22 protein-coding genes are annotated in these 22,214 nt (G+C 75.7%); 7 read left to right on the top strand and 15 right to left on the bottom strand.

All coding sequences use genetic code 11. The features are described from left to right. Nucleotides 1-9: 9 nt before the first annotated feature. Both XF36_RS15545 and XF36_RS15550 read left to right on the top strand, forming a co-directional pair. Nucleotides 10-1,221: a sensor histidine kinase gene (locus tag XF36_RS15545; RefSeq protein ID WP_060712541.1), complete on the top strand. Its 1,212-nt coding sequence runs from the start codon at nucleotides 10-12 to the stop codon at nucleotides 1,219-1,221. Next, nucleotides 1,212-1,856, top strand: coding sequence for a response regulator (locus XF36_RS15550; RefSeq protein WP_060712542.1), 645 nt, complete (start codon nucleotides 1,212-1,214; stop codon nucleotides 1,854-1,856). Before XF36_RS15545 ends, XF36_RS15550 begins: the two co-directional genes overlap by 10 nt. A gap of 139 nt (nucleotides 1,857-1,995) precedes the next feature. Here the strand turns inward: XF36_RS15550 and XF36_RS15555 are convergent, their stop codons facing one another. After that, nucleotides 1,996-2,343 carry a winged helix-turn-helix transcriptional regulator gene (locus XF36_RS15555; RefSeq protein WP_193393972.1) on the bottom strand — a complete coding sequence of 116 codons (348 nt, stop codon included), beginning with the start codon at nucleotides 2,341-2,343 and terminating at the stop codon, nucleotides 1,996-1,998. 82 nt (nucleotides 2,344-2,425) lie between these two features. Between XF36_RS15555 and XF36_RS15560 the strand changes: the two genes are divergently transcribed. After that, the gene (locus XF36_RS15560; RefSeq protein WP_060712544.1) at nucleotides 2,426-3,310 is read left to right on the top strand and encodes an NAD(P)-binding domain-containing protein; all 885 of its coding nucleotides are present in this window, start codon (nucleotides 2,426-2,428) and stop codon (nucleotides 3,308-3,310) included. A 63-nt stretch (nucleotides 3,311-3,373) separates the two neighbouring features. On the opposite strand, the gene XF36_RS15565 is transcribed toward XF36_RS15560, so the two are convergent. Genes XF36_RS15565 through XF36_RS15585 form a run of 5 tightly spaced genes read right to left on the bottom strand, consistent with a single transcriptional unit; the run spans nucleotide 3,374 to nucleotide 9,022 of the window. Continuing rightward, a complete protein-coding gene (locus XF36_RS15565) occupies nucleotides 3,374-4,423 on the bottom strand; it encodes an LLM class flavin-dependent oxidoreductase (protein ID WP_060712545.1) in 1,050 nt (349 codons plus the stop codon). Nucleotides 4,424-4,469: 46 nt separating this feature from the next. Then, on the bottom strand, nucleotides 4,470-5,069 hold the full coding sequence (gene hisB, locus XF36_RS15570) for an imidazoleglycerol-phosphate dehydratase HisB (RefSeq protein ID WP_060712546.1): 600 nt from the start codon (nucleotides 5,067-5,069) through the stop codon (nucleotides 4,470-4,472). Further along, complete coding sequence (locus XF36_RS15575; protein WP_060712547.1) at nucleotides 5,066-6,187, bottom strand: histidinol-phosphate transaminase; 1,122 nt, start codon at nucleotides 6,185-6,187, stop codon at nucleotides 5,066-5,068. The genes hisB and XF36_RS15575 overlap by 4 nt, the downstream gene beginning before the upstream one ends. Then, entirely contained in the window at nucleotides 6,184-7,509 is a 1,326-nt protein-coding gene (hisD, locus tag XF36_RS15580) for a histidinol dehydrogenase (protein WP_060712548.1), read from the bottom strand. Before hisD ends, XF36_RS15575 begins: the two co-directional genes overlap by 4 nt. Nucleotides 7,510-7,543: 34 nt before the next feature. Next, nucleotides 7,544-9,022 carry a hypothetical protein gene (locus tag XF36_RS15585; protein ID WP_168169525.1) on the bottom strand — a complete coding sequence of 493 codons (1,479 nt, stop codon included), beginning with the start codon at nucleotides 9,020-9,022 and terminating at the stop codon, nucleotides 7,544-7,546. Nucleotides 9,023-9,196: 174 nt separating this feature from the next. Between XF36_RS15585 and XF36_RS15590 the strand changes: the two genes are divergently transcribed. Next, complete coding sequence (locus tag XF36_RS15590; protein WP_060712550.1) at nucleotides 9,197-10,387, top strand: winged helix DNA-binding domain-containing protein; 1,191 nt, start codon at nucleotides 9,197-9,199, stop codon at nucleotides 10,385-10,387. 150 nt (nucleotides 10,388-10,537) lie between these two features. On the opposite strand, the gene nadC is transcribed toward XF36_RS15590, so the two are convergent. From nadC to nadA, 3 genes are read right to left on the bottom strand one after another with little or no spacing between them, the layout of a single operon-like run. After that, a complete protein-coding gene (nadC, locus tag XF36_RS15595) occupies nucleotides 10,538-11,455 on the bottom strand; it encodes a carboxylating nicotinate-nucleotide diphosphorylase (RefSeq protein ID WP_082375445.1) in 918 nt (305 codons plus the stop codon). Next, complete coding sequence (locus XF36_RS15600) at nucleotides 11,452-13,053, bottom strand: L-aspartate oxidase (RefSeq protein WP_060712551.1); 1,602 nt, start codon at nucleotides 13,051-13,053, stop codon at nucleotides 11,452-11,454. The genes nadC and XF36_RS15600 overlap by 4 nt, the downstream gene beginning before the upstream one ends. Then, entirely contained in the window at nucleotides 13,050-14,048 is a 999-nt protein-coding gene (nadA, locus tag XF36_RS15605; RefSeq protein WP_060712552.1) for a quinolinate synthase NadA, read from the bottom strand. The genes XF36_RS15600 and nadA overlap by 4 nt, the downstream gene beginning before the upstream one ends. A 166-nt stretch (nucleotides 14,049-14,214) precedes the next feature. Here nadA and XF36_RS15610 point away from each other — a divergent pair, with 166 nt between their 5' ends. Further along, nucleotides 14,215-14,925 (top strand): NUDIX hydrolase, encoded by a 711-nt coding sequence (locus XF36_RS15610; RefSeq protein ID WP_060712553.1) that lies wholly within the window; start codon nucleotides 14,215-14,217, stop codon nucleotides 14,923-14,925. 13 nt (nucleotides 14,926-14,938) lie between these two features. Then, entirely contained in the window at nucleotides 14,939-15,610 is a 672-nt protein-coding gene (locus XF36_RS15615; RefSeq protein WP_060714735.1) for an LON peptidase substrate-binding domain-containing protein, read from the top strand. Between the two features lie 2 nt (nucleotides 15,611-15,612). Here the strand turns inward: XF36_RS15615 and XF36_RS15620 are convergent, their stop codons facing one another. Both XF36_RS15620 and XF36_RS15625 read right to left on the bottom strand, forming a co-directional pair. Next, on the bottom strand, nucleotides 15,613-17,241 hold the full coding sequence (locus tag XF36_RS15620) for an ABC-F family ATP-binding cassette domain-containing protein (RefSeq protein WP_060712554.1): 1,629 nt from the start codon (nucleotides 17,239-17,241) through the stop codon (nucleotides 15,613-15,615). Between the two features lie 129 nt (nucleotides 17,242-17,370). Next, complete coding sequence (locus tag XF36_RS15625; protein WP_060712555.1) at nucleotides 17,371-17,925, bottom strand: type II toxin-antitoxin system PemK/MazF family toxin; 555 nt, start codon at nucleotides 17,923-17,925, stop codon at nucleotides 17,371-17,373. Nucleotides 17,926-18,005: 80 nt separating this feature from the next. Between XF36_RS15625 and XF36_RS15630 the strand changes: the two genes are divergently transcribed. Next, nucleotides 18,006-19,043 (top strand): zinc-dependent alcohol dehydrogenase family protein, encoded by a 1,038-nt coding sequence (locus tag XF36_RS15630; RefSeq protein ID WP_060712556.1) that lies wholly within the window; start codon nucleotides 18,006-18,008, stop codon nucleotides 19,041-19,043. Nucleotides 19,044-19,058: 15 nt separating this feature from the next. Here the strand turns inward: XF36_RS15630 and XF36_RS15635 are convergent, their stop codons facing one another. The 4 genes from XF36_RS15635 to XF36_RS15650 are packed head-to-tail and all read right to left on the bottom strand — an operon-like array spanning nucleotide 19,059 to nucleotide 22,163. Continuing rightward, nucleotides 19,059-19,280 (bottom strand): hypothetical protein, encoded by a 222-nt coding sequence (locus tag XF36_RS15635; RefSeq protein WP_060712557.1) that lies wholly within the window; start codon nucleotides 19,278-19,280, stop codon nucleotides 19,059-19,061. Beyond that, on the bottom strand, nucleotides 19,277-20,284 hold the full coding sequence (bioB, locus tag XF36_RS15640; protein ID WP_060712558.1) for a biotin synthase BioB: 1,008 nt from the start codon (nucleotides 20,282-20,284) through the stop codon (nucleotides 19,277-19,279). Before bioB ends, XF36_RS15635 begins: the two co-directional genes overlap by 4 nt. A gap of 2 nt (nucleotides 20,285-20,286) precedes the next feature. Continuing rightward, nucleotides 20,287-20,985: a dethiobiotin synthase gene (gene bioD / locus XF36_RS15645; RefSeq protein ID WP_060712559.1), complete on the bottom strand. Its 699-nt coding sequence runs from the start codon at nucleotides 20,983-20,985 to the stop codon at nucleotides 20,287-20,289. After that, entirely contained in the window at nucleotides 20,982-22,163 is a 1,182-nt protein-coding gene (locus tag XF36_RS15650; RefSeq protein ID WP_060712560.1) for an 8-amino-7-oxononanoate synthase, read from the bottom strand. The genes bioD and XF36_RS15650 overlap by 4 nt, the downstream gene beginning before the upstream one ends. Between the last annotated feature and the right edge of the window lie 51 nt (nucleotides 22,164-22,214).

The following is a 22,214-nucleotide window of genomic DNA, read 5'->3' on the forward strand; positions in this document are numbered from 1 at the left end:
TTGCGGGACGTGCGGATCGTGACGGCCTGGCAGGCGCTGGACCAGCAGCCGCTGCGGTTCCTCGCGACGGCCTGGCCGTGGCGGTCGCTGGCTTTCCTCCTGACCGGGACGATGCTCGGGGCCGGGCTCGTCGGCGTCGCCGGGATCTGGGCCTCCGGGCTCGTGCTGGGCGGCCCATGGGTCGCGACCGCGATCGCGCTCCTGCTGGTCACGGCGGCGTGCCTGGCCGGGCGGCCGATCGCGGCGCTGGAACGGTCGCGGCTGTGGCTGGTGGACACCGCGCCCCTGCCGGATCCGTCCCCTCGGCCCGGCCGCTGGTGGTCGGCGCAGCGGTGGCGGACCCCGCTGGTCTGGCGGGAGATCGGATTCGCGCTGCTCGCCGCCACCGGCCTCGCCGCGCTCGACGCCGGAGTCCTCGGCTTCTCCCTGGTCCTGCCGGTGCTGCTGTTCACCTCCGCCGCCGACGACCCGTCCACCTGGCCACTGGTCGCGCCCGGGGTCCTGCTGCTCGTCGCCACCCCCTGGACGGTCACCGCGTGGGCCGGGGCGCGGGCGACGCTGACCCGCACCGTGCTCGGACCGCGCGGCACCGAGCTGGGCCCCGACCTGTCCGACGTCGCGACCCGGCGGCTGCTGGGCGCGTTCTCGACCGAACGGGCCCGGATCGAGCGGGACCTGCACGACGGCGCCCAGCAACGGCTCGTCGCGCTCGGGGTGACCCTCGGACTCGCCCGCCTCGACGCCGTCGACGGCTCGGCCTGCGCGGCACGGCTCGACAGCGCCCGCGACGAGCTCGGGCTGGCGCTGACCGAGCTGCGTGACCTGGTGCGCGGCCTCGACCCGGCGACGCTGGCCGACAACGGGCTCGCCGTGGCCGTCGCGGACCGGGCCCGGCGCTGCCCGGTGCCGGTCGAGGTGGACCTGCACCTGCCGGCCGAGCTGCCGCCGGCCGTCGCCGGGACCGCGTACTTCGTACTCACCGAGGCGCTGACCAACATCGCCCGCCACAGCGGCGCCACCTCCGCCTCGATCGGCGGGGGCCGGCACGCCGACCAGCTCGTCCTGGAGGTCCGCGACGACGGCCGGGGCGGCGCCGACCCGGCGGGCGGGACCGGGCTGTCCGGGCTCGCCGAGCGGGTCGCCCTCGCCGGCGGCCGGCTGCGGCTGTCCAGCCCGGCGGGCGGGCCGACGCTCCTGCGGGTGGAGCTGCCGTGCGGGTGACCGTCGCCGAGGACTCCGTGCTGGTGCGCGACGGGATCGTCGGGGTGCTGACGCGGTTCTCCCACACCGTCGTCGACGCGGTCGGCGACGCACCGGCTCTGCTGGCGGCGGTCCGGGCCGACCGGCCCGACCTGGTCCTGACCGACGTCCGGATGCCCGCGGGACCGGCCAGCGGGCTGCGCGCCGCGGTGGAGCTGCGGCGCGCCGACCCCGGGCTGCCCGTGCTGGTGCTGTCCCAGGTGGTCGCACCGGTCGCCGCGGAGGAGCTGCTCGACACCGGCGACGGCACCGGTGTCGGTTACCTGCTGAAGGACCGGGTGGCCGACGTGGCCGGGTTCGTCGCCGCCGTCGAACGGGTCGGCGCGGGCGGGACGGTGCTGGATCCCGAGGTGGTGGCCCGGCTGGTGCGCCGTCGGCGCGACCCGGTCGCGCGGCTGTCCCCGCGTGAACGCGAGGTCCTCGACCTGATGGCGCAGGGCCGCTCCAACACCGAGGTCGCCGCGGCGCTGGTGCTGTCCGACGCCGCGGTGCACAAGCACGTCCGGTCGGTGTTCACCAAGCTCGACCTGCCCGCGGACGCCCCCGGCCACCGCCGGGTGCTGGCGGTGCTGGCCTGGCTGCGGTCGGCGGGCTGATGCCCGGCCCCGGACGGCCCGCGCCACCCCGGCGGGCCCGGTGCGTCGCGGGTGCCGGGCACCCCGCCGCGTGGCCGACTCGGGGGCCGCCCGGAGAACGCGGCGAGCCGCGGGGTACGTCGCCGAACGGGCAGCTGGGTCAGGTGGTGGGAATCGTCGCGTCGGGGCGCGGCTCCTGGGAGGTCCGCAGGTCGCCCCACACCGCGAGCGGGTCGAGAAGGGCGTTGAGCTCGGCACCCTCCTCGCTGAGCCGGTAGTCGACCCGGAGCGGGAACCCGTCGCCCGCGGTGCGGATGACGAGGCCGTCGCGCTCGAGCTCACGCAGCTGATCGGTCAGGACCTTCTCCGACACTCCGACGATGGCGCGGCGGAGTTCTACGAACCGGTGCTCGCCCTGGTCGAGGCGCCACAGGATCGTGGGCTTCCACTTGGAGCCGACGAGGTCGAAGACCACGTTCACGCCGCACTGCCGATCCGACCTGCTCATCGCGCCTCGCTCACCTCGGGGCCGGTACCCACGATCTTGTGCGTTCTGGACCGCGCCCGGTGCGCCCGCCGAGCATGTCTGCATGACCGACACGAACGCCACCACGACCGTATCCGTTCTCGGCCTCGGCGCCATGGGCGCGGCGATCGCCGGAGCTCTCGCCGCCGACGGGCGCCGGGTCCGCGCCTGGAACCGCACACCGAAGGCCCTGCCGCACGGGGGCATCGACGTCGAGGCATCGGCCGCCACGGCGGTGACGGGGGCGGACCTCGTGGTGCTGTGCGTCCGTGACCACTCCGCGAGCCGCGCCGTGCTCGATCAGGTCGCCCGGCACGTGGCGGGGCGGGTCGTCGTGAACCTCTCGACGGGGACCCCGGTGGAGGCTGCCGAGTCGGCCAGACAGGCGGCCGGACTCGGCGTGCGGTACGTCACCGGCGCGGTCATGGTGCCGACCCCGATGGTCGGGACCGAGCACTGCGTCGTGCTCTACGCCGGGGACCCGGCAGACCTCGAGCGGCTCGCCCCGCTGTCCGCCGCGATGCGCGGCACCAGCGACGTGGTCGGTGGGGACCACACCGTTCCCCCGGCCCTGGACCTGGCGATGCTCGACATCTACTTCGCCGGCATGTACGCCCATCTGCACGCCACTGCCCTCGCCGCCGCGAACGGCATCGCCCCGCACCGGTTCCTGCCCTACGCGCAGGGGATCGTCACGACGTTGGGGGCGTCACTGGCCGACCTGACGACGTCGATCGGGAGCCGCCGGTACGACTCCGGACAGGCCCGCCTCGACATGTGCCTGTCGTTCCTGGAACACGTCGTGGCCTCCAGCCGCGACGCCGGCATCGACCCAGGACTCGCGGAGACGGTGCGTGCGGCCTCCGCCCTGGCGATGACCAGCAGTCCTCCCGGAGCGGATTGGGACGTCGTCGCCGAGGGGTTCCTGCCGCGGATCACGACGAGCTGATCCCGGGCGCAGCCTGCTCCCGCTGCAGTTCGGCGGCCGGCCCGCGCCACTGCTCCGCCCGCCTCATCTGCTGGGGACCGCCCCCACCCGGTGACCGGCCGGTGCCCAGCCGATCGCCGGGGCGACCTGCTCGGCGATCGAGCGGAGCAGGTGCGCATTGTGGTCCACGCCGAGCTGGTTGGGCACGGTGAACAGCACGTAGTCCGCCTCGCGGACGGCGGCGTCCTCGGCGAGCTCGGCGGCGACCCGGTCCGGGTCGCCGACGTAGCTTCGGCCGAACCGGGACAGGGCGCCGTCGAGGATCCCGACCTGGTCGTCCTCGCCGCGCTCGCCGAAGTAGGAGCGGTCGAGATCGGTCGTGACCGGGATGACACTGCGCGACACCGACACCAGCGGAGTGCGTTCGTGCCCGGCAGCCGCCCATGCCTCGCGGTAGCGCAGGATCTGCTCGGCCTGCAGCCGGTCGAACGGCACCCCGGTGTCCTCACCGAGCAGCGTGGAACTCTGCAGGTTCATGCCCTGGGCGGCGGCCCACTCGGCGGTGGCGCGGGTGCCGGCGCCCCACCAGACGCGGTCGGCCAGGCCCGGGGACTGTGGCTGCACCGGGAGCGCGACGTGCCGGCCGCGGGTGCGGGCCGGGTCGGCGGGCGCCACCCCGGCGCCGCGGATCGCGGCGAGGAACACCTCGGCCTTGGCCCGGGCGAGGTCGGCGTGGGTCTGCCCCTCGCCCGGCCGGTAGCCGAACGCCTCGGACCCGTTCAGCGCGGTCTCGGGCGCGCCCCGGCTCACACCGAGCTGCAGCCGTCCGCCGGACAGCAGGTCGGTCGCGGCGGCCTCCTCGGCCATGTAGAGCGGGTTCTCGTAGCGCATGTCGATCACGCCGGTGCCCATCTCGATCTGGCTGGTGGTCGCCGCGATCGCCGCGAGCAGCGGGAACGGCGCGGCCAGCTGCCGCTCGAAGTGGTGCACCCGCACGAAGGCTCCGTCGATGCCGATGTCCTCCGCGGCGCGTGCCAGCTCCACGGTCTGGCGCAGCGCGTCGGCGGCGGTGGGCGTCCGGGACCCGGGGACCTCCCCATGGTGCCCGAACGACAGGAACCCGATCTTCGTCATGCCCTCTCCAACGAAGGTTGAGGGCTCAACATTCCCTGGGGATTCCCTAGAGGGCGCCCTTGGTGGACGGCACCCCGGTCACCCTCGGGTCGGACTCGGTCGCGGCCCGCAGCGCACGGGCGACGGCCTTGAACTCGGCCTCGGTGATGTGGTGCGGGTCGCGGCCGTCGAGCACCCGCACGTGCAGCGCGAGGTGCCCGTGGAAGGCCAGTGACTCGAACACGTGCTTGTTCAGCACCGTCGGGTAGTGCCCGCCGACGACGAAGCCGCGCATCGTCTCCGGCTCGCCGGTGCACACGGTGTAGGGCCGTCCGGAGACGTCGACGACGGCCTGGGCCAGGGCCTCGTCCATCGGGATCCAGGCGTCGCCGAACCGGCGGATGCCCTTCTTGTCCCCCAGCGCCTGCCGGATCGCCTGGCCCAGCACGATCGCGACGTCCTCCACGGTGTGGTGGGAGTCGATCTCGATGTCGCCCTCGGCGTGCACGGACAGGTCGAAGCTGCCGTGCTTGCCGAACGCGTCGAGCATGTGGTCGAAGAACGGGACCTTGGTGGCGATGTCGGTGCGCCCGGTGCCGTCGAGGTCGATCTCGACGACGATCCGGGTCTCCTTGGTGACGCGCTCGACGCGTCCGATGCGGCTCACAACAGCTCCTGGGTGGCGAGGTCGGTGGCGGCGGCGAGGAACGCGTCGTTCTCCTCCGGAGTGCCCACGGTGACCCGCAGCCGCTCGGGGATGCCGACGTCGCGGATCAGCACGCCCTGGTCGAGGAACCCCTTCCAGGCGCGGCCGGCGTCGGCGAAGCGCCCGAAGAGGATGAAGTTGGCGTCGGAGGCCACGACGTCGTAGCCGGCGGCGGCCAGCTCGCCGGAGATCCGGTCCCGCTCGGCGGCGAGCAGCGCCACCGAGCCGAGGGTGGCCTCGGCGTGGCGCAACGCGGCCCGCGCGGCGGCCTGCGACAGCACCGACAGGTGGTACGGCAGCCGCACGAGCTGGAGTGCGTCGATCACCGCAGGCGCGGCGGCGAGGTAGCCCAGCCGTCCCCCGGCGAACGCGAACGCCTTGCTCATCGTCCGCGACACCACCAGCTTGTGGCCGTGCGTGGCCAGCAGGGTGGTGGCGCTCGGCCGGCCGGTGGCCTCGGCGAACTCGGCGTAGGCCTCGTCGACGACGACCATCCCCGGCGCGGCGTCGACCAGCCGGGCCAGGTCGGCCGGGGCGATCGACTGCCCGGTCGGGTTGTTCGGGCTGGTCACGAACGTGATGTCCGGGGACTTCTCCGCCAGGACGGCGACGGCCGCGTCGACGTCGAGGGTGAAGTCCTCGCGGCGCGGGACCGGGACGAACTCGGTCTGCGTGCCCGAGGCGAGGAGCGGGTGCATCGAGTAGCTGGGCACGAAGCCCAGCGCCGTCCGGCCGGGCCCGCCGAAGGTCTGCAGGATCTGCTGGAGGATCTCGTTGGACCCGTTCGCGGCCCACAGGTTCGCCGTGGTCAGCTCGACCCCGGTCTGCCGGGACAGGTAGGCGGCGAGGTCGCCCCGCAGCGCGACGAGGTCGCGGTCGGGGTACCGGTGCAGCTCGCGGGCGGCGTCCTCCACAGAGGCCGCGACGTCGGCGACCAGCTCCGGCGGCGGCGGGTACGGGTTCTCGTTGGTGTTGAGCCGCACCGCGACGTCGAGCTGCGGCGCACCGTACGGGCTCTTGCCGCGCAGGTCCTCGCGCAGCGGCAGGTCCGACAGCCGCACGCCCTCCCCCGCGGTCACGCGCGGGCCTCGAACCGGGCGGTGACGGCCTCGCCGTGCGCGGGCAGGTCCTCGGCGTTCGCCAGGGTCACGACCCGGTCGGCGACCTCGGCCAGCGCCTCGCGGCCGTAGTCGACGACGTGGATGCCGCGCAGGAACGTCGACGTCGACAGCCCGCCGGAGTGCCGCGCGCAGCCCCCGGTCGGCAGCACGTGGTTCGACCCGGCGCAGTAGTCACCCAGCGACACCGGCGAGTGCGCCCCGACGAAGATCGCGCCGGCGTTGCGGACCTTCGCCGCGTCGCCCGCGGAGTCGGCGGTCTGGATCTCCAGGTGCTCGGCGGCGTAGGCGTCGACGACGGCGACCCCGTCGTCGGTCGAGGACACCAGGATGACCCCGGACTGCGGGCCGGTCAGCGCGGTGCGCACGCGCTCGCTGTGCTTGGTCGCGCCGACCCGGGTCTCCAGCTGCGCCTCGACCGCCTCCAGCAGCGCCTCGGACGTCGTGACCAGCACCGACGCGGCGTTCGGGTCGTGCTCGGCCTGCGAGATGAGGTCGGCGGCGACGTGCGCGGGGTCGGCGGTGTCGTCGGCCAGGATCGCGATCTCGGTGGTGCCGGCCTCGGCGTCGATCCCGACCAGCCCGCGCAGCATCCGCTTCGCCGCGGTGACGTAGACGTTGCCAGGGCCGGTGACCATGTCGACCGGCTCCAGCTCGGCACCGTCGGTGTCGGTGCCGCCGTAGGCCAGCAGCGCCACGCACTGGGCACCACCGACGGCCCACACCTCGTCGACGCCGAGCAGCGCGGCCGCCGCGAGGATCGTCGGGTGCGGGTGCCCGCCGAACTCGGCCTGCGCCGGCGAGGCGACGACCAGGGACTCCACACCCGCGGCCTGTGCCGGGACCACGTTCATGACCACGCTCGACGGGTAGACCGCCAGCCCGCCCGGGGCGTAGAGCCCGACCCGCCGGACCGGGACGAACCGCTCGGTGACCGTGCCGCCGGGGACGACCTGGGTGACGACGTCGGGCCTGCGCTGCTCGGCGTGCACGATCCGGGCCCGCTCGATCGAGGTCTCCAGCGCCGCGCGCACGTCCGGGTCGAGGTCGCGCAGCGCCTCGGTGATCGCCGCGGTCGGCACCCGCACGGTCTCCGGGCGGACCCGGTCGAAGCGCTCGGTGGCGTCCAGCGCGGCGGCGGCGCCGCGATGGCGCACGTCCTCCACCAGCGGGCGGGCGCGCTCCAGCGCGGCGTCGATGTCCAGCTCGGCGCGCGGCATCACGGCGCGCAGGGTGGCCGGACGGGGCAGCGGTTCGGCTCGCAGGTCGAGGCGGCGGAGCATGGTCCCCAGGGTACGGCGGTGCTCCGAGGCCCCCTCAGCCCACCGGGACCACGAGCAGGTTCCCCGCACCCGCCCACGGCGTCCCGACGTCGACGCCGTCCGGATGGTGCCCGGCCCGGTGCACCAGCCGGGTGGTCCCGCGCTCGTACGGGGCGGGGCGCAGGAACAGGTAGTTGACGTCGTAGAGCACCGAGGCGACCGGGCCCGCCTCGGCGCGGCGGGCCGCGATCCGGGTCAGCATCGGGGCCCGTTCCGACAGCGGGTCGTCGATCGTGCAGCGCCGGTCGCAGAAGTAGGCGAGTGCGCCCAGCTCGCCGGCGCTGACCACGGTGCCGTGCAGACCGGAGGCGACCCGCGCGTACTCGGCGGCCGTGGCGTGGTTGGTCGAGATCGGCGCGAGCCGCCACGGCGTCCCGTGGCCGATGTCGAACGCGGCGGACGCCACCGCCAGCACCGCCAGCACGGCGGTGAGCAGCGTCGCCGTCGCCGCCGAGAGGGTCGTGACCGCGCGCGGGGCCGGCCCGTCGCGCCGGACCGGTCGGGCCAGCGCGCCGACCGACCACGCGGCCAGCACCGTCAGCGCACCGACCGCGGGGCCGTAGTACCAGTGGTAGGGCGCCGTCCCGATCACGACGAACGCCGCCGCGTGCACCGCCGCACCCAGCCCGAGGACCGTCACCGCGGCCCGACCCCGGCGTCGCACGGCCCCCCAGGCGAGACCACCCACCACCCCGGCGACGGCCGGGAGCAGCGCGAGGACGGTCGCCACCGGGAACACCCTGGCGTAGACCGTCAGCCCGTTCGCGAAGGTGATGTGGTCACGCCCCCAGCTGTCGCCGACCTTCCACAGCAGCGTGTCCGGCACGAACGAGCCCAGCACGACCCACGAGAACAGGTACCAGGGCGCGGCGACGAGGAACGCCGCCGCGCCGACCGCCCACCGCCGTCGGCGCAGCGCCGGAACCGCGACGACCGCGAGCACGGCGACGACGACCAGGTCCGGCCGGGTGAGCACGAGCAGCGCGCACAGCACGCCCGCGGTGCGCGCGCGGCCGGTGACCGCGGCGTGCGCGAGCCCGGCGAGCAGGACGACCGCCAGGTACGTCTCGAGCCCCCCGGTGGACAGCAGCAGCGGGTTCGCCAGCAGCAGCGGCGCCGGGAGCGCAGCCGTCCAGCTGGGCAGCCCGAGCGCCGCGGCGGTCCCCGCGCTCCAGTGGGTGAGCAGCGCCATCAGCCCGGCCAGCACGATCCCGGCGGCGACCACGGCGTCGCGGACGACGAGCGTCACCGCCGCCTGGAGCAGCACGTTCAGCGGGGAGGTGGCGCTGTTCGCGGGCAGGCCGGGCGACACGCCCCACTCCCCGTGCAGCGCGAGCGTGCGGACGTAGGCGAGGGTGATGTAGGCGTCGTCGATCAGCGCCCCGCGGACCAGCGCGAACGCGCCCGCCGCGAGCAGGGCGGCGGCCGCGGGCAGCACCGCGGCGGACCAGCGCGGCGGCGGCGCTGCGGGCACACGGTGGCGGCCCCGGCGCGTCCCCCACGGGCGCGGCTCCGGAGCCGATCGTCCCGGGCGGACCGCGGCGAGCACGGAGAAAGAATTGCAGGTGGCGCAGCGCCCCGGACACGGCCCCGCCACTCCGCCGGAGTGAGGTCGCCCACGGAGGGCGCTGCGTGGCACCCTTCGCGCGTGACCCGGCACGTGACCGACGACGAGCGCCGCGCCCGGCTGGTGACCCGCCACCGGCTCGCCCCGCACACCCGCACCGACGACGTCGTCGCGATCAGCGACGACCTGGTCGGACTGCACTCGACCGACCCGGTGACGGTGTACCTGTCGGCGGCCGCGCGGATGGTGACCCCGTCACTCGGTCCGGTCGACGCCGCGTTGCACACCGACCGCACCCTGCTGCGCCACCACGCGATGCGTCGCACGCTGTGGGTGTTCGGCCGCGGCCACGCCGCGCTGGCCCACCACGCCGCCACCGTCGACGTCGCCGCCGTCCAGCGTCGTGACCTGCTGCGTCAGGCCGCAGCAGCCGGCCACGACGACCCCGAGGCGTGGTACGCCGACGCCGCCGACCAGGTCCTGGCGGTGCTCGCCGAACGGGGCCCCACCGCCGCCCGCGACGTCGCGAAGTCCCTGCCCGGGCTCGCCGCGCAACGGCTCGTCCTGCCCGGCGGGGGTCCGCAGCCCGCCCACACCCGGGTGCTGCTGGTGCTCGGGTTCGAGGGCCGGGTGCTGCGGACCCGACCGCTCGGGACGTGGGTCAACGGCCAGTACCGCTGGGCCGCGGCCGACGCCTGGGTCCCCGGCGGGATCGGCCCCGCACCCGACCCCGACGGCGACGCCCGTCGCGCGGCCGCGGCCGGGCTGGCCCGCGCCCACCTGCGGGCGTTCGGCCCGGTCCGCCGCGACGACCTGAAGTGGTGGGCGGGCTGGACCGTCGCCACCACCACCAGGGCGCTGGCCGACGTCGGTGCGGTCGAGGTGACCCTCGACGGCGGGGACACCGGGTTCCTGCTCCCCGACGACCTGGACCCGGTCCCCGACCCCGGGCCGTCGGTGGCGCTGCTGCCGAGCCTCGACCCGTCGACGATGGGGTGGAAGGCCCGCGGCTGGTACCTGCCCGCCGAGGTGGCACCGGAGCTGTTCGACCGCAACGGCAACGGCGGACCGGCGGTCTGGGTGGACGGTCGCATCGTCGGGACCTGGGTGCAGCGCCCGGACGGCGAGATCGCGACCCTGCTGCTCGCGCCGGTCACGGCCCGGGCGCGGGCGCAGGTGCGGGACGCGGCGCAGCGGCTGCGGGAGTTCCTCGGCGACGCGCGGTTCTCCACCCGGTTCCCGGCCCCCGCCCATCCCCGGCTGCTCGCCTGACAGTCCCGGCGACACCGCGCGGGCCCGACCACGGCGCAGATCGGAGTACGCCGCGCTCGGCGGGCGCGGTGCGGCCGGCCGGGCGCCGAGTGGCACACCATGCACCCGCGGCACCCGTCTCGGGGTGCACGGTGTGCCACTCGGCGGCGGTCACTCCAGGTCGAGCCCGAGGTCCAGCGCGGTCACCGAGTGGGTCAGCCCGCCGACGGCGAGGAAGTCCACACCGGTGGCCGCGTAGTCCCGGGCGCTGCCCAGGGCCAGCCCGCCGGAGGACTCCAGCAGCGTGGCCCGGCCCCCGCGCCGCCGGACCGCCTCGGCCGTCTCGGGGACTGTGAAGTTGTCCAGCAACACCAGCTCGGCGGCGAGCTCCAGCACCTCGTCGAGCTGGTCGAGCGAGTCGACCTCCACCTCGCACGGCAGGTCCGGGGCGAGCGCGCGGGCCGCGGCCAGCGCCGCGGAGACCGACCCGGCCGCCGCGACGTGGTTGTCCTTGATCAGCACCGCGTCGCCCAGCCCGAGCCGGTGGTTCACCCCGCCGCCGCACCGCACGGCGTACTTCTCCAGCAGCCGCAGGCCCGGCAACGTCTTGCGGGTGTCCCGGATCCGGGCTCCCGTGCCGTCGACGGCGTCCACCCAGGCCCGAGTGGCCGTCGCGATCCCGGACAGGTGCGTGAGCAGGTTCAGCGCCGTGCGCTCGGCGGTGAGCAGCCCGCGGACCGGGGCCCGCACCGTGAGCGCCGGGTTCCCGGCGGTGAGGCGGTCGCCGTCGGCGGCCCCGGCGAGCACCGCGTACCCGCCCGCGCCCAGCACCTCGTCGAGCACGACGCGGGCCGCCGGGAGCCCGGCGAGCACCCCGTCGGCCCGCGGGGTGAACGACGCGGTCGCCACGGCCTCGGCGGGCACGGTCGCCGCCGTCGTCGCGTCCGGGCCGTACCGCAGGTCCTCCTGCAGCGCGGTGCGCACCACCCGCAGCAGGTCCTCGGGGTCCGGGACGCCGACGTCGCTGACCCCACCGACCCCGGCGGCGACGCGCGTCCCGCCCCGCGTCGTACCGGTGTGTGCCGTCATGCCGCACCCACCAGCGAGCCGTCCGCCACGACCACCGGCCGTCCGGTCGCGTCGACCCGGATCCGCAGCGACGACCGCTGGTGCGTGTCGTCCCGGTCGGGGAAGTCCGTGCGCACGTGGCAGCCGCGGGTCTCCCGGCGGGTGCCCGCCGCCACCAGCACGGCCTGGGCGATCAGGGTCAGCGCCGCGTCCTCCACCCCGGTGCGGTCGACCGGGACCGCGGTGGTGGTGACGGCCTCGATCGCGTCCGACGCGCCGGCGAGCCCGGCGGCGTCGCGGCCGATCCCGGCGCTGCCCGACATCGCCCGCTGCACCACGGTGCGGTCGGCCACCGGCAGCGCCGGGACCGTCACGGCCGGGGCCGGCACCCCGGTCGGGCCCGCGTCGGCGAGCACCGCGCGGACCACCCGTTCCCCCACGACCAGCCCCTCCAGCAGCGAGTTCGACGCCAGCCGGTTCGCCCCGTGCAACCCCGTCCTGGCGACCTCACCCGCCGCGTAGAGGCCCGGGACACCGGTCCGGCCGGACGTGTCGGTGACGACGCCGCCGCAGGCGTAGTGCGCGGCCGGGGTCACCGGGATCGGCTCGGTCAGCGGGTCGATCCCGGCGGCCCGGCAGGAGGCGTAGACGGTCGGGAACCGCGCGGCGAACCCGTCGAACGCGGTGGCGTCGAGCCAGGCGCACTCGCTCCCGGTCTCGGCCATCCGGCGGGTGATCGCCGCGGCGACGACGTCGCGCGGGGCGAGGTCGGCCCGCGGGTGCACCCCGGCCATGAACGCGGTCCCGGCCCGGTCGCGCAGCACCGCGCCCTCGCCGCGGACGGCCTCGGTCACCAGCGGGCGACGCCCGGCGGTGCCGCTGCCGGGGCCGGTCCACAGCACGGTCGGGTGGAACTGCACGAACTCCAGGTCCGCCGCGACCGCACCGGCGCGCAGGGCGAGCGCGACGCCGTCGCCGGTGGAGGTGGCCGGGTTGGTGGTGGTGGCGTAGAGCTGCCCGTAGCCGCCGGTCGCGAGCAGCACCGCGGGCGCGGAGAGCACCCCGGCGCGGCCGTCGGCGTCGAGCACCGTGAGGCCGGTGACCCGGCCGGCGTCGCGCAGCAGGTCGGCGGCGACGTGCCCGTCGAGCACGGTGAGCTGCGCCGACCGGGTCGCTGCGACCAGCGCGCGCTCGATCTCCGCGCCGGTCGCGTCGCCCCCGGCGTGCACCACCCGGTACGCCGAGTGGCCGCCCTCCCGGGTCCGCGCGGGGCGGTCCCCGCTCAGGTCGAACAGGGCGCCGCGTGCGCGGAGCCTGCGCACCGCGTCCGGTCCGGCGCGCACGATCGTCTCCACCGCGGCGACGTCGTTCAGCCCGCCGCCCGCGGCGACGGTGTCGGCGACGTGGGAGTCGGGCGTGTCCCCGGCGATGTCGCCGAGCACGACGGCCACCCCGCCCTGTGCCCAGCGCGTGGAGCCCTCACCGATGCCGTCCTTGGTGACCACCACGACGCGCAGCCCGGCCGCGGCCGCGTCGAGCGCGGCGGTCAGCCCGGCCACCCCGGACCCGACGACGACCAGGTCGGCGCCGGCCTCCCAGCCGGCTCCCCGCGCCGTCACTCCCCACCTCCTGGCTGACCGATCTCGATCATCCGCTGCACGGCGGCGCGGCCGCGCGCGGCGAGGTCGGGGTCGACGTGGACCTCGTCGGTGCCCTCGCGGACCGACCGCAGCAGCGCCTCGGCGGTGATCATCTTCATGTAGGGGCAGGACGCGTGCTCGTTCACCGCGCGGAACTCGATCTCCGGGGCGGCCAGGCGCAGCTGGTGCAGCATCCCGACCTCGGTCGCGACGAGCACCTCCGTCGCACCGGTCGCGCGGGCGGCGTCGATCATCCCGCCGGTGGACAGGATCTTCACCTGCTCGGCGGGCACCGCGCCGGTCCCTGCCAGGTAGAGCGCTGAGGTCGCGCAGCCGCACTCGGGGTGCACGAACAGGTCGGCGCCGGGGTGGGCGGCGGCCCGGTCGGTGAGCTGGCGGCCGTTGATGCCGGCGTGCACGTGGCACTCCCCGGCCCAGACGTGCATGTTCTCCCGCTGCAGGGTGCGGCGCACGTGCGCCCCGAGGAACTGGTCGGGCAGGAACAGCACCTCGCGGTCGCGCGGGATCGAGTCGACGACCTCGACGGCGTTGGAGGACGTGCAGCAGATGTCGGTCTCGGCCTTCACCGCGGCGGTGGTGTTGACGTAGGAGACGACGACCGCACCCGGGTGCTCTGCCTTCCACTCCCGCAGCTGGTCGGCGGTGATCGAGTCGGCCAGCGAGCAGCCGGCCCGCGCGTCGGGGATCAGCACGGTCTTGTCCGGGCTGAGGATCTTGGCGGTCTCGGCCATGAAGTGCACGCCGCAGAACACGATCGTCGACGCCGGGGACTCGGCCGCGATCCGGGACAGCGCGAGCGAGTCCCCCACGTGGTCGGCGACGTCCTGGATCTCGGGCAACTGGTAGTTGTGCGCCAGCAGGACCGCGTCCCGCTCGCGGGCCAGCGCACGCACCTCGTCGACCCAGCCGGGGTCGATCCCCGTGTCGCCGGGTGCCGTCAGCGTTCCGGTCATTGCGCCCTCCCGGGCCGAATCAGGTTTTCGCCTAGCGGGCGGAAACTGACCGGATACTAGCACCGGTCGTCCGTCACCGGCACCTCCGTGGTGACCGGGACCTCACCTGACGGACACCTCACCGTCACGTCCCGGTGCGGTTCCCGATCCGCCCTAGGCTGGGGCCGTGACACCGCCACCGGTCCTGCACGAGGTCCTCGCCGTCGTGCTCAGGATCCGGGAGGGGCGGGTCAACGCCCTTCTCTGGCAGCGCGCCCTGGACCCGGACGTCGGCCGCTGGGCGCTGCCCGGCGGCACCCTGGGCGCCGACGAGGACGTCGAGACCTCCGTGCGCCGGCAACTCGCCGAGAAGGTCGACGTCCGCGAGGTCGCCCACGTCGAGCAGCTGTCGGTGTTCTCCGACCCGGCCCGCTCGCCCGGCAGGCGCCGCATCGCCACCGCGTTCCTCGGCCTGGTCCCCTCCGACGCGGACCCGGCACTGCCCGACGACACCGCGTGGCACGAGGTCGAGGACCTGCCCGCGACTGCGTTCGACCACGCCGGGATCGTCGCGGCGGCGCGGGACCGGCTGCGCGCCAAGCTCTCCTACACCAACCTCGGGTTCGCGCTCGCCCCCGCGGAGTTCACGATCTCGGCGCTGCGGGAGCACTACGTCGCCGCGCTGGGACACGAGGTGTCGGCGACGAACCTGCAGCGCGTCCTCACCCGTCGCGGCCTGCTGGAGCCCACCGGCGAGGTCGCGCCGTCCGGGCGCGCGGGTGGGCGCCCGGCCGCGGTGTTCCGGTTCACCGACCGCTGCCTGCGGGTCACCGACGCGTTCGCCGTGCTCCGCCCGCCTGCGCGACCCGGCGGGGCCCGCGACGCCGTACTACCGTGAGCCGGTGTCCGCCATGCTCCCGCTGTTCCCGTTGGGAACGGTGCTGATGCCGGGTGCGGCGCTTCCCCTCCACATCTTCGAGCCCCGCTACCGCCAGCTCACCGTCGACCTGCTCACCGGGGCCGTCCCCGACCGCGAGTTCGGCGTCGTCGCGGTCCGCGAGGGCCACTCACCGGACCGCTCCGGCGCCGCGGGCATGCACCCCGTCGGCTGCACCGCCGTGCTCATCGACGCCCGGCGGCTGCCCGACGGCCGCTACGACGTCGTCACCCGCGGGGCCCGCCGCTTCCGGCTGCTCGACCTCGACGCGACCTCGCACTCCTACCTCTGCGGCGAGGTCGAGTTCCTGCCCGACGACACCGGCGACGACGCCGACCCGCGGCTGGTGGCGATGCTGGAGCGGTCCGCCCGCGCGGCCCACCGCGAGTACTGCGACACCGCGTGGCGGACCGGTGACTGGTCCGAACCCGCCGACGACACCCCCACCGCCGAGCTCGCGCACCTGCTCGCCGGGGACTGCCTGCTCCCCCTCGACGACCGCCAGCTCCTGCTGGAGCAGACCAGTCCGGTGCAGCGGCTGCGGGAGATCCGCCGGCTGCTCGCCCGCGAGCGCGGCCTGCTGGAGAACCTGCGGGCGGTGCCCGCGCCGCTCGGGTCGTTCACCGACGAGCACAGCCCGAACTGAGCTCACCCGCCGATCGCGAGGTGCGGCCCGTCCCAGCGCCGGCGCAGCCACCGGTCGTGAGAGGTGACGACGACGGTCCCCGGCGCGGCCCCGAGCGCGTCCTCCAGCTCCCCGGCCAGCCGCAGCGAGACGTGGTTGGTCGGTTCGTCGAGCAGCAGCAGGTCCGGGGCGTCGGCGACGGCGACGGCCAGTGCAAGCCGCCGTCGCTGGCCCAGGCTGAGCTCCCCGACCGCGGTGCCGTGCTCGCGCGGGTGCAGCAGCCCCAGCTCGCGCAGCGGGACGGCCTCGGCCCGCTCGACACCGACGGCGTCGGCGTAGGCGTTCGCGGCGCTGCGGTCGGGCGGGCCGACGTCGGGGTCCTGGGCCAGCAGCCCGACCCGGCGCGCCCGCATGTCCACGGTGCCCGCGCTCGGGGCGAGGTCGGAGTGCAGGACCGCCAGCAGGGTCGACTTCCCGGCCCCGTTCGGACCGGTGACCAGCAGCTTCTCCCCCACGGGCAGGTCGAGCAGGTCGAGCCGCAGCCGGCCGTCGACCCGCAGGTCCCGGATGCTCACGGCGAGCCCGTCGGCCGGGGCCTCGCCGGTCAGGCGCCCGGTGAACTCCAGCGGGCGGGGCGGCTTGCGGACCGCCTCGCGCTCGGCGGTCTCCAGGCGGCGCTGGGCGTCGTGCACCCGGCGGGCCCGGGTGCGCTCGACGCCCGCCCCCTTGAAGGCGTGGATGAACTTGTCGTTGTCGCGCGGGCCGCGGCCGGGGGCGATCGTCGACAGCCCGGCCCGGCTCCGCTCGCGCAGCGCGGCGATCTCCTCCTGCTCCGCGACGAAGCGCTCCTCCCAGCGACGGCGGCTCGCCGCGGCGGCGTCGAGGTACTCGGTGAACGAGCCGCCGAACCGGCGTCCGCCGTGCCCGTCGGTGCCGAGCTCGCCGGCGTCGAGGTCGAGCAGCTCGGTGCAGACCCGGTCGAGGAAGGTGCGGTCGTGGCTCGCCGCGACGACGACGCCGGGCAGCTCCACGAGTGAGCGTTCCAGCAGGTCCAGGGCGGCGTCGTCGAGGTGGTTGGTGGGCTCGTCGAGCAGCAGCACCGCGGGGCGGCGGACCAGCGCGGCGGCCATCGCGAGCCGGGTGCGCTCACCGCCGGACAGGGTCGCGACCGGACGGTCCCGCTCCAGGTCGGCGACGCCGAGCGTGCCCGCGGTGACCTCGGCGCGCCGGTCGGCGTCCCACGCGTCGTGGGCGATCGCCCAGGCCAGCACCCGGTCGTAGGCCGCGGCGCCGGTGCCGTCGGCCAGCCGGCCGGCCAGGCGCTCCAGCTCGGCGACGGCGTCGTGCAGCGGGCGCAGCGCCGCGTCCAGCAGGTCGCCGACGGTCCCCCCGTCGCCCAGGTCCGGTTCCTGCGGCAGGTACACCCGGTCCGCGGGCACCGTGAGCGTCCCACCGTCCGGGGTGTCGACGCCGGCGAGCAGCCTCAGCAGCGTGGACTTGCCCGAGCCGTTCTCCCCGATCAGGCCGACCCGGGTGCCCGGTGCGGCGACGAGGTCGACGCCGTCGAGCACCGGGGGGCGGCCGGCGCGGGTGGCGTAGGAACGGACCAGCCCGCGGGCGGTGACGGCACGGATCTGCTCGATCGATGACATGACGACGGCTCCGGTGGAGACGGAGGAGGACCGCGGGGGCGTGTGCCGCGTCCGCGGTCGGTGGGGTCGTCAGTGCCTCATGATGAGCGGGAGACTAGCGGGCGCGCCGGTGCGGCGCACCCCGGTTTCTCAGTGCCAGCCGTAGCGCGAGCGCAGCTCGGTGGCGACCCGGTCGAACCGCGCCCGGTCCAGCACCGCGCCCTCCCGGCGGATCCCGTGCTCCTCCACCTCCAGCACCCGGTCCAGCCGAATGTAGGAGTCGCGCCCCTCTCGGTCCCAGGCGCCGGAGCCGATCCCGACCCAGTCCGGGTCGTGGGCCCGCTTGTCCTGGCTGGACAGCATCAGCCCGAGCAGGTCCCCACCCGAGCGCCCGACGACGAGCAGCGGCCGGTCCTTGCCCTGACTCGCGTCCTCCTCGTAGGGCACCCAGGTCCAGACGATCTCGCCGGGGTCCGCGGCGCCGTCGGGCTCGGGGGCGTAGGCGATCTCCCGCGCACGGTCGCCGGTCGGCGCGGTCCGCACCCGCCCGGCCGTGGGCGGCGGACCGGGCCGGGCCCCGCCGCCCGGCCGCGCACCCCGCGGTGCCCTCCGACCGGGCCTCTGCGCGTCCTTCTGCGAGTCCTTGAGGAACTGCACCGCCACGTCCGCGGCCTTGCGCAGGACCGAGCCCCAGTTGATCGCCATGCCGGCCAGCCTGCCGCATGTGCGGCGCGTCACCGCGACCGGGCGAGCATGAACGGTTCCGCATGTGGGCACCCATCGGTATGAAGGCGACTCTGATCCACGGCAAGCACGACATCCGGATCTCGTCCGACGTACCGGACCCGGTCGTCCGTGACGACACCGATGCGATCGTGCGAGTGCTGCGCTCCTGCATCTGCGGCAGCGACCTGTGGCCGTACAACTCGGCGGAGGACTCCACCGAGGGCCACCGCATCGGCCACGAGTTCCTCGGTGTGGTCGAGGAGGTCGGGTCCGGCGTCCGGAACCGCACGAAGGGCCAGCTCGTCGTCGCGCCGTTCGTGTGGGCCGACAACACCTGTGACTTCTGCGCCGCGGGCCTGCAGACCTCCTGCCGGCACGGAGGCGGCTGGGGCTCCGACGGCACCGACGGCGGCCAGGGCGAGGCCGTCCGTGTGCCGTTCGCCGACGGCACCCTGGTCCCGATGCCGGGCGAGCCGGACGACGCGCTGCTCGCCTCGATGCTGACCCTGTCCGACGTGTTCCCCACCGGCCACCACGCCGCCGTCTCGGCGCGGGTGCAGCGCGGGGACACCGTGGCCGTCGTCGGCGACGGCGCGGTCGGGCTCTGCGCGGTGCTCGCGGCGAAGCGGCTCGGTGCCGAGCGCATCATCCTGCTCGGCCGGCACACCGCCCGGACCGACCTGGGACGCGAGTTCGGCGCCACCGACGTCGTCCCTGAGCGCGGCGACGAGGCGATCGACAAGGTCCGTGAGCTCACCGGCGGCGACGGCGTCGACGCCGCGCTGGAGTGCGTCGGCTACGTCGAGGCCGTCCGCACCGCCGTCGAGGTCACCAAGGACGGCAAGCTCGTCGGCCGGGTCGGCGTCTCCCAGTACTCCGACATCCCGCTGGGCGTCGGCTCGTTCATGCGCAACGTCGGCGTGCACGGCGGCGTCGCACCGGCGCGGGCCTACATCGAGGAGCTGCTGCCCGACGTGCTGGAGGGCACGGTCCGGCCGGGCAAGGTCTTCGACCGCACGGTCGGCCTCGACGAGGTCGCCGACGGCTACCGCGCCATGAACGACCGCGAGGCCCTCAAGGTCCTGATCAAGCCCTGACCGGGACCGGGCCCGCTACCGGCTGGACCGCTCGCCGTGCCTGCTGCACCGGGCGGTCCAGCCCACCGGGTCGACCTGGACCACCATCCGCCGCGCGCAGTCCGGGCAGAAGCGCGGCGGCTCCAGCTCGCGTCGCGCGGCGCACCGGTCGTGGCCCGCCGTCGCGTCGGGGTTCCCGCACTGGTCGTAGTACGGGCCCCCGTCCTCCCGGGTGGAGACCGGCACCGGCGCCGTCACAGCGTCTCGTTGAGGGCCTTGATCGGCACCTCCAGCTCGCCGAGCAGGTCGATGTCGGACTCGGCCGGACGTCCCAGCGTCGTCAGGTAGTTCCCGACGATCACCGCGTTGATCCCGCCGAGCAGACCCTTGCGGGCGCCCAGGTCACCGAGGGTGATCTCACGGCCACCGGCGAAGCGCAGGATCGTGCGCGGCAGCGCCAGGCGGAACGCGGCGACGGTACGCAGCGCGTCCGGCCCGGACATCGGCTCCAGGTCCCCGAACGGGGTGCCCGGGCGCGGGTTGAGGAAGTTCAGCGGCACCTCGTCGGGCTCCAGCTCGGCGAGCTGCCCGGCGAACTCGGCGCGCTGGTCCAGGGTCTCCCCCATCCCGACGATGCCGCCGCAGCACACCTCCATGCCGGCTGCGCGGACCATGCGCAGGGTGGCCCAGCGCTCTTCCCAGGTGTGGGTGGTGACCACGTTGGGGAAGTGGCTGCGGGCGGTCTCGAGGTTGTGGTTGTAGCGGTGCACGCCCATCGCGGCGAGCTCGTCGACCTGCTCGGCCGTGAGCATCCCCAGCGAGCAGGCGATGTTGATGTCGACCTCGTCCCGGATCGCCGCGATGCCGGCGGCGACCTGGGACATGAGCCGTTTGTCGGGGCCGCGGACGGCCGCGACGATGCAGAACTCGGTGGCCCCGGTCTTCGCGGTCTGCTTGGCGGCCTCGACGAGCATCGGGATGTCCAGCCAGGCAGAGCGCACCGGCGAGGCGAACAGACCCGACTGCGAGCAGAAGTGGCAGTCCTCGGGGCACCCGCCGGTCTTGAGCGAGATGATCCCCTCGACCTCGACGTCGGGCCCGCACCAGCGCATCCGCACCTCGTGGGCCAGCTCCAGCAGGTCGTCGAGACGGTCGTCGGGCAGGTCGAGCACCTCGCGCACCTGGCTGACGGTGAGGCCGCGGCCCTGGTCGAGGACCTGGTCGCGCGCGACGGTGAGAACGTCGGTCCTGGCGGTCGTCATGATCAGGCATCCTGCCAGCGGCCGACCGGGCGCGGTCCGAATGTGCGGCACGCAACGTCGCGGAACCACTCGGGAGCGGCACCGCCGAGCCCGGCCGGGAGCGCTCCGAGCAGCGGCACCCCGCTGGTCGCGGGCAGGTCGTCGAGGTTGCACCGGGCGGCGAGGTCGGGCGTGTCCGGCCAGGCCCCGACGACGACCCCGGCGCAGACCAGGTCACGCGCCCGCAGTGCCTCGACGGTCAGCGCGGTGTGGTTGAGCGTGCCGAGCCCGGCCGCGGCGACGACGACCACCGGCGCGTCGAGCAGGCGGGCGACGTCGGCGACGGTGCCGCCGTCGTCGTCGAGGTGCACGAGCAGCCCGCCCGCGCCCTCGACGAGCACCAGGTCGTGGGTGCGGGCCAGCTCGCGGGCGGCGTCGGCGGCCACGGCGGGGGTGACCGGGGCGAGCCCGGCCCGCCGTCCGGCGGTCCCGGGTGCGAGCGGCTCGGGATAGCGGGCGAGCTCCGCGGTGTGCGCCTGCGGCACCAGCCGCGCGACGACAGCGGCGTCCCCCGGCTCGTCCGGTCCGACCCCGGTCTGGGCGGGCTTGAGCACCGCCACCCGCTCCCCCGCCGCGACCGCGACCGCGGCCAGCGCGGCGGTGACGACGGTTTTGCCGACCTCGGTGCCGGTCCCGGTGACGACCAGGTGGCGGCCGGTCATGCCGGGACCACCGTCCGCGCCGCGGCCAGCACCTCGGTGAGCACCCCGGCCGCGAACGACAGCTCGGCGTCGGTGAGTCCGGCGCGGGCGGTCAGGCGCATCCGGGAGGTGCCCGGCGGGACCGACGGCGGGCGGAAGCACCCCACCCGCAGCCCGCGGCGCAGACAGGCCTCGGCGGCATCGACGGCGGGGCCGGGCTCGCCCAGCACGACCGGGACGACCGCGGACACCGGCACCGGGGCGTCGCAGGCCCCGGCCAGCACCCCGGCGACGTGCAGCACCTCGGCCGGCCGGCCGGGCTCGGCGGCGAGCACCCGCAGCGCGGCGAGCGCCGCGCCGGCCGCGGCCGGGGCGAGGCCGGTGTCGAAGATGAAGCTGCGCGCCGAGTCCACCAGGTGGGCGGTGACCGCGGCCGGGCCGAGGACGGCGCCGCCCTGGCTGCCGAGCGCCTTGGACAGCGTGACGGTGGCGACGACGTCGTCGGCCCCGGCGAGCCCGGTCTCGGCGAGCAGCCCGCGCCCGCCGGGACCACGCACGCCGAGGCCGTGCGCCTCGTCGGCGAGCAGCACCGCGCCGCGGGCGCGGCAGACCCGGTGCAGCGCCGTGAGCGGGGCGAGGTCGCCGTCGGCGGACCCGACCGAGTCGGTGACGACGAGCGCGCGGGTCTCGGTGCGGGCCGCCAGCGCGGCGTCGACCGCGTCGACGTCGCCGTGCGGCACGACGACCACCCGGGCCCGGGAGAGCCGGCACGCGTCGACCAGCGAGGCGTGTGCCGCGGCGTCGGAGACGATCAGGGAGCCGGGCCCGGTGAGGGCGGTGACGACTCCGAGGTTGGCGGTGTACCCCGAGGAGAACACCAGCGCGTCGGCGAACCCGCAGAACGCGGCGAGCTCGGCCTCCAGCTCGCCGTGCAGCGCGGTCGAGCCGGTGACCAGGCGCGATCCGGTGGCGCCCGCGCCCCAGGTGCGCAGGGCCGCCGCGGCCCCGTCGAGGACCCGCGGGTCGGTGGACAGCCCGAGGTAGTCGTTGCCGGCGAGGTCGAGCCACGGCCCGTCCGCGGGGTCGGCCGGTCGCGGGGACAGCCTGCGGCGCAGACCGGCCTCGGTACGGGCGCGGGCGTGCTGGTCGAGCCAGGCCAGCGGGCCGGATCCTGGCGTCGTCGGGAGGTGGCCGGTCACGTCCACACCCTAGGCAGAGCGGAGCCCCGCCCACCGGTAGGTGGGCGGGGC

This window comes from Pseudonocardia sp. HH130629-09 (genome assembly GCF_001294645.1).
GTDB lineage: Bacteria > Actinomycetota > Actinomycetes > Mycobacteriales > Pseudonocardiaceae > Pseudonocardia.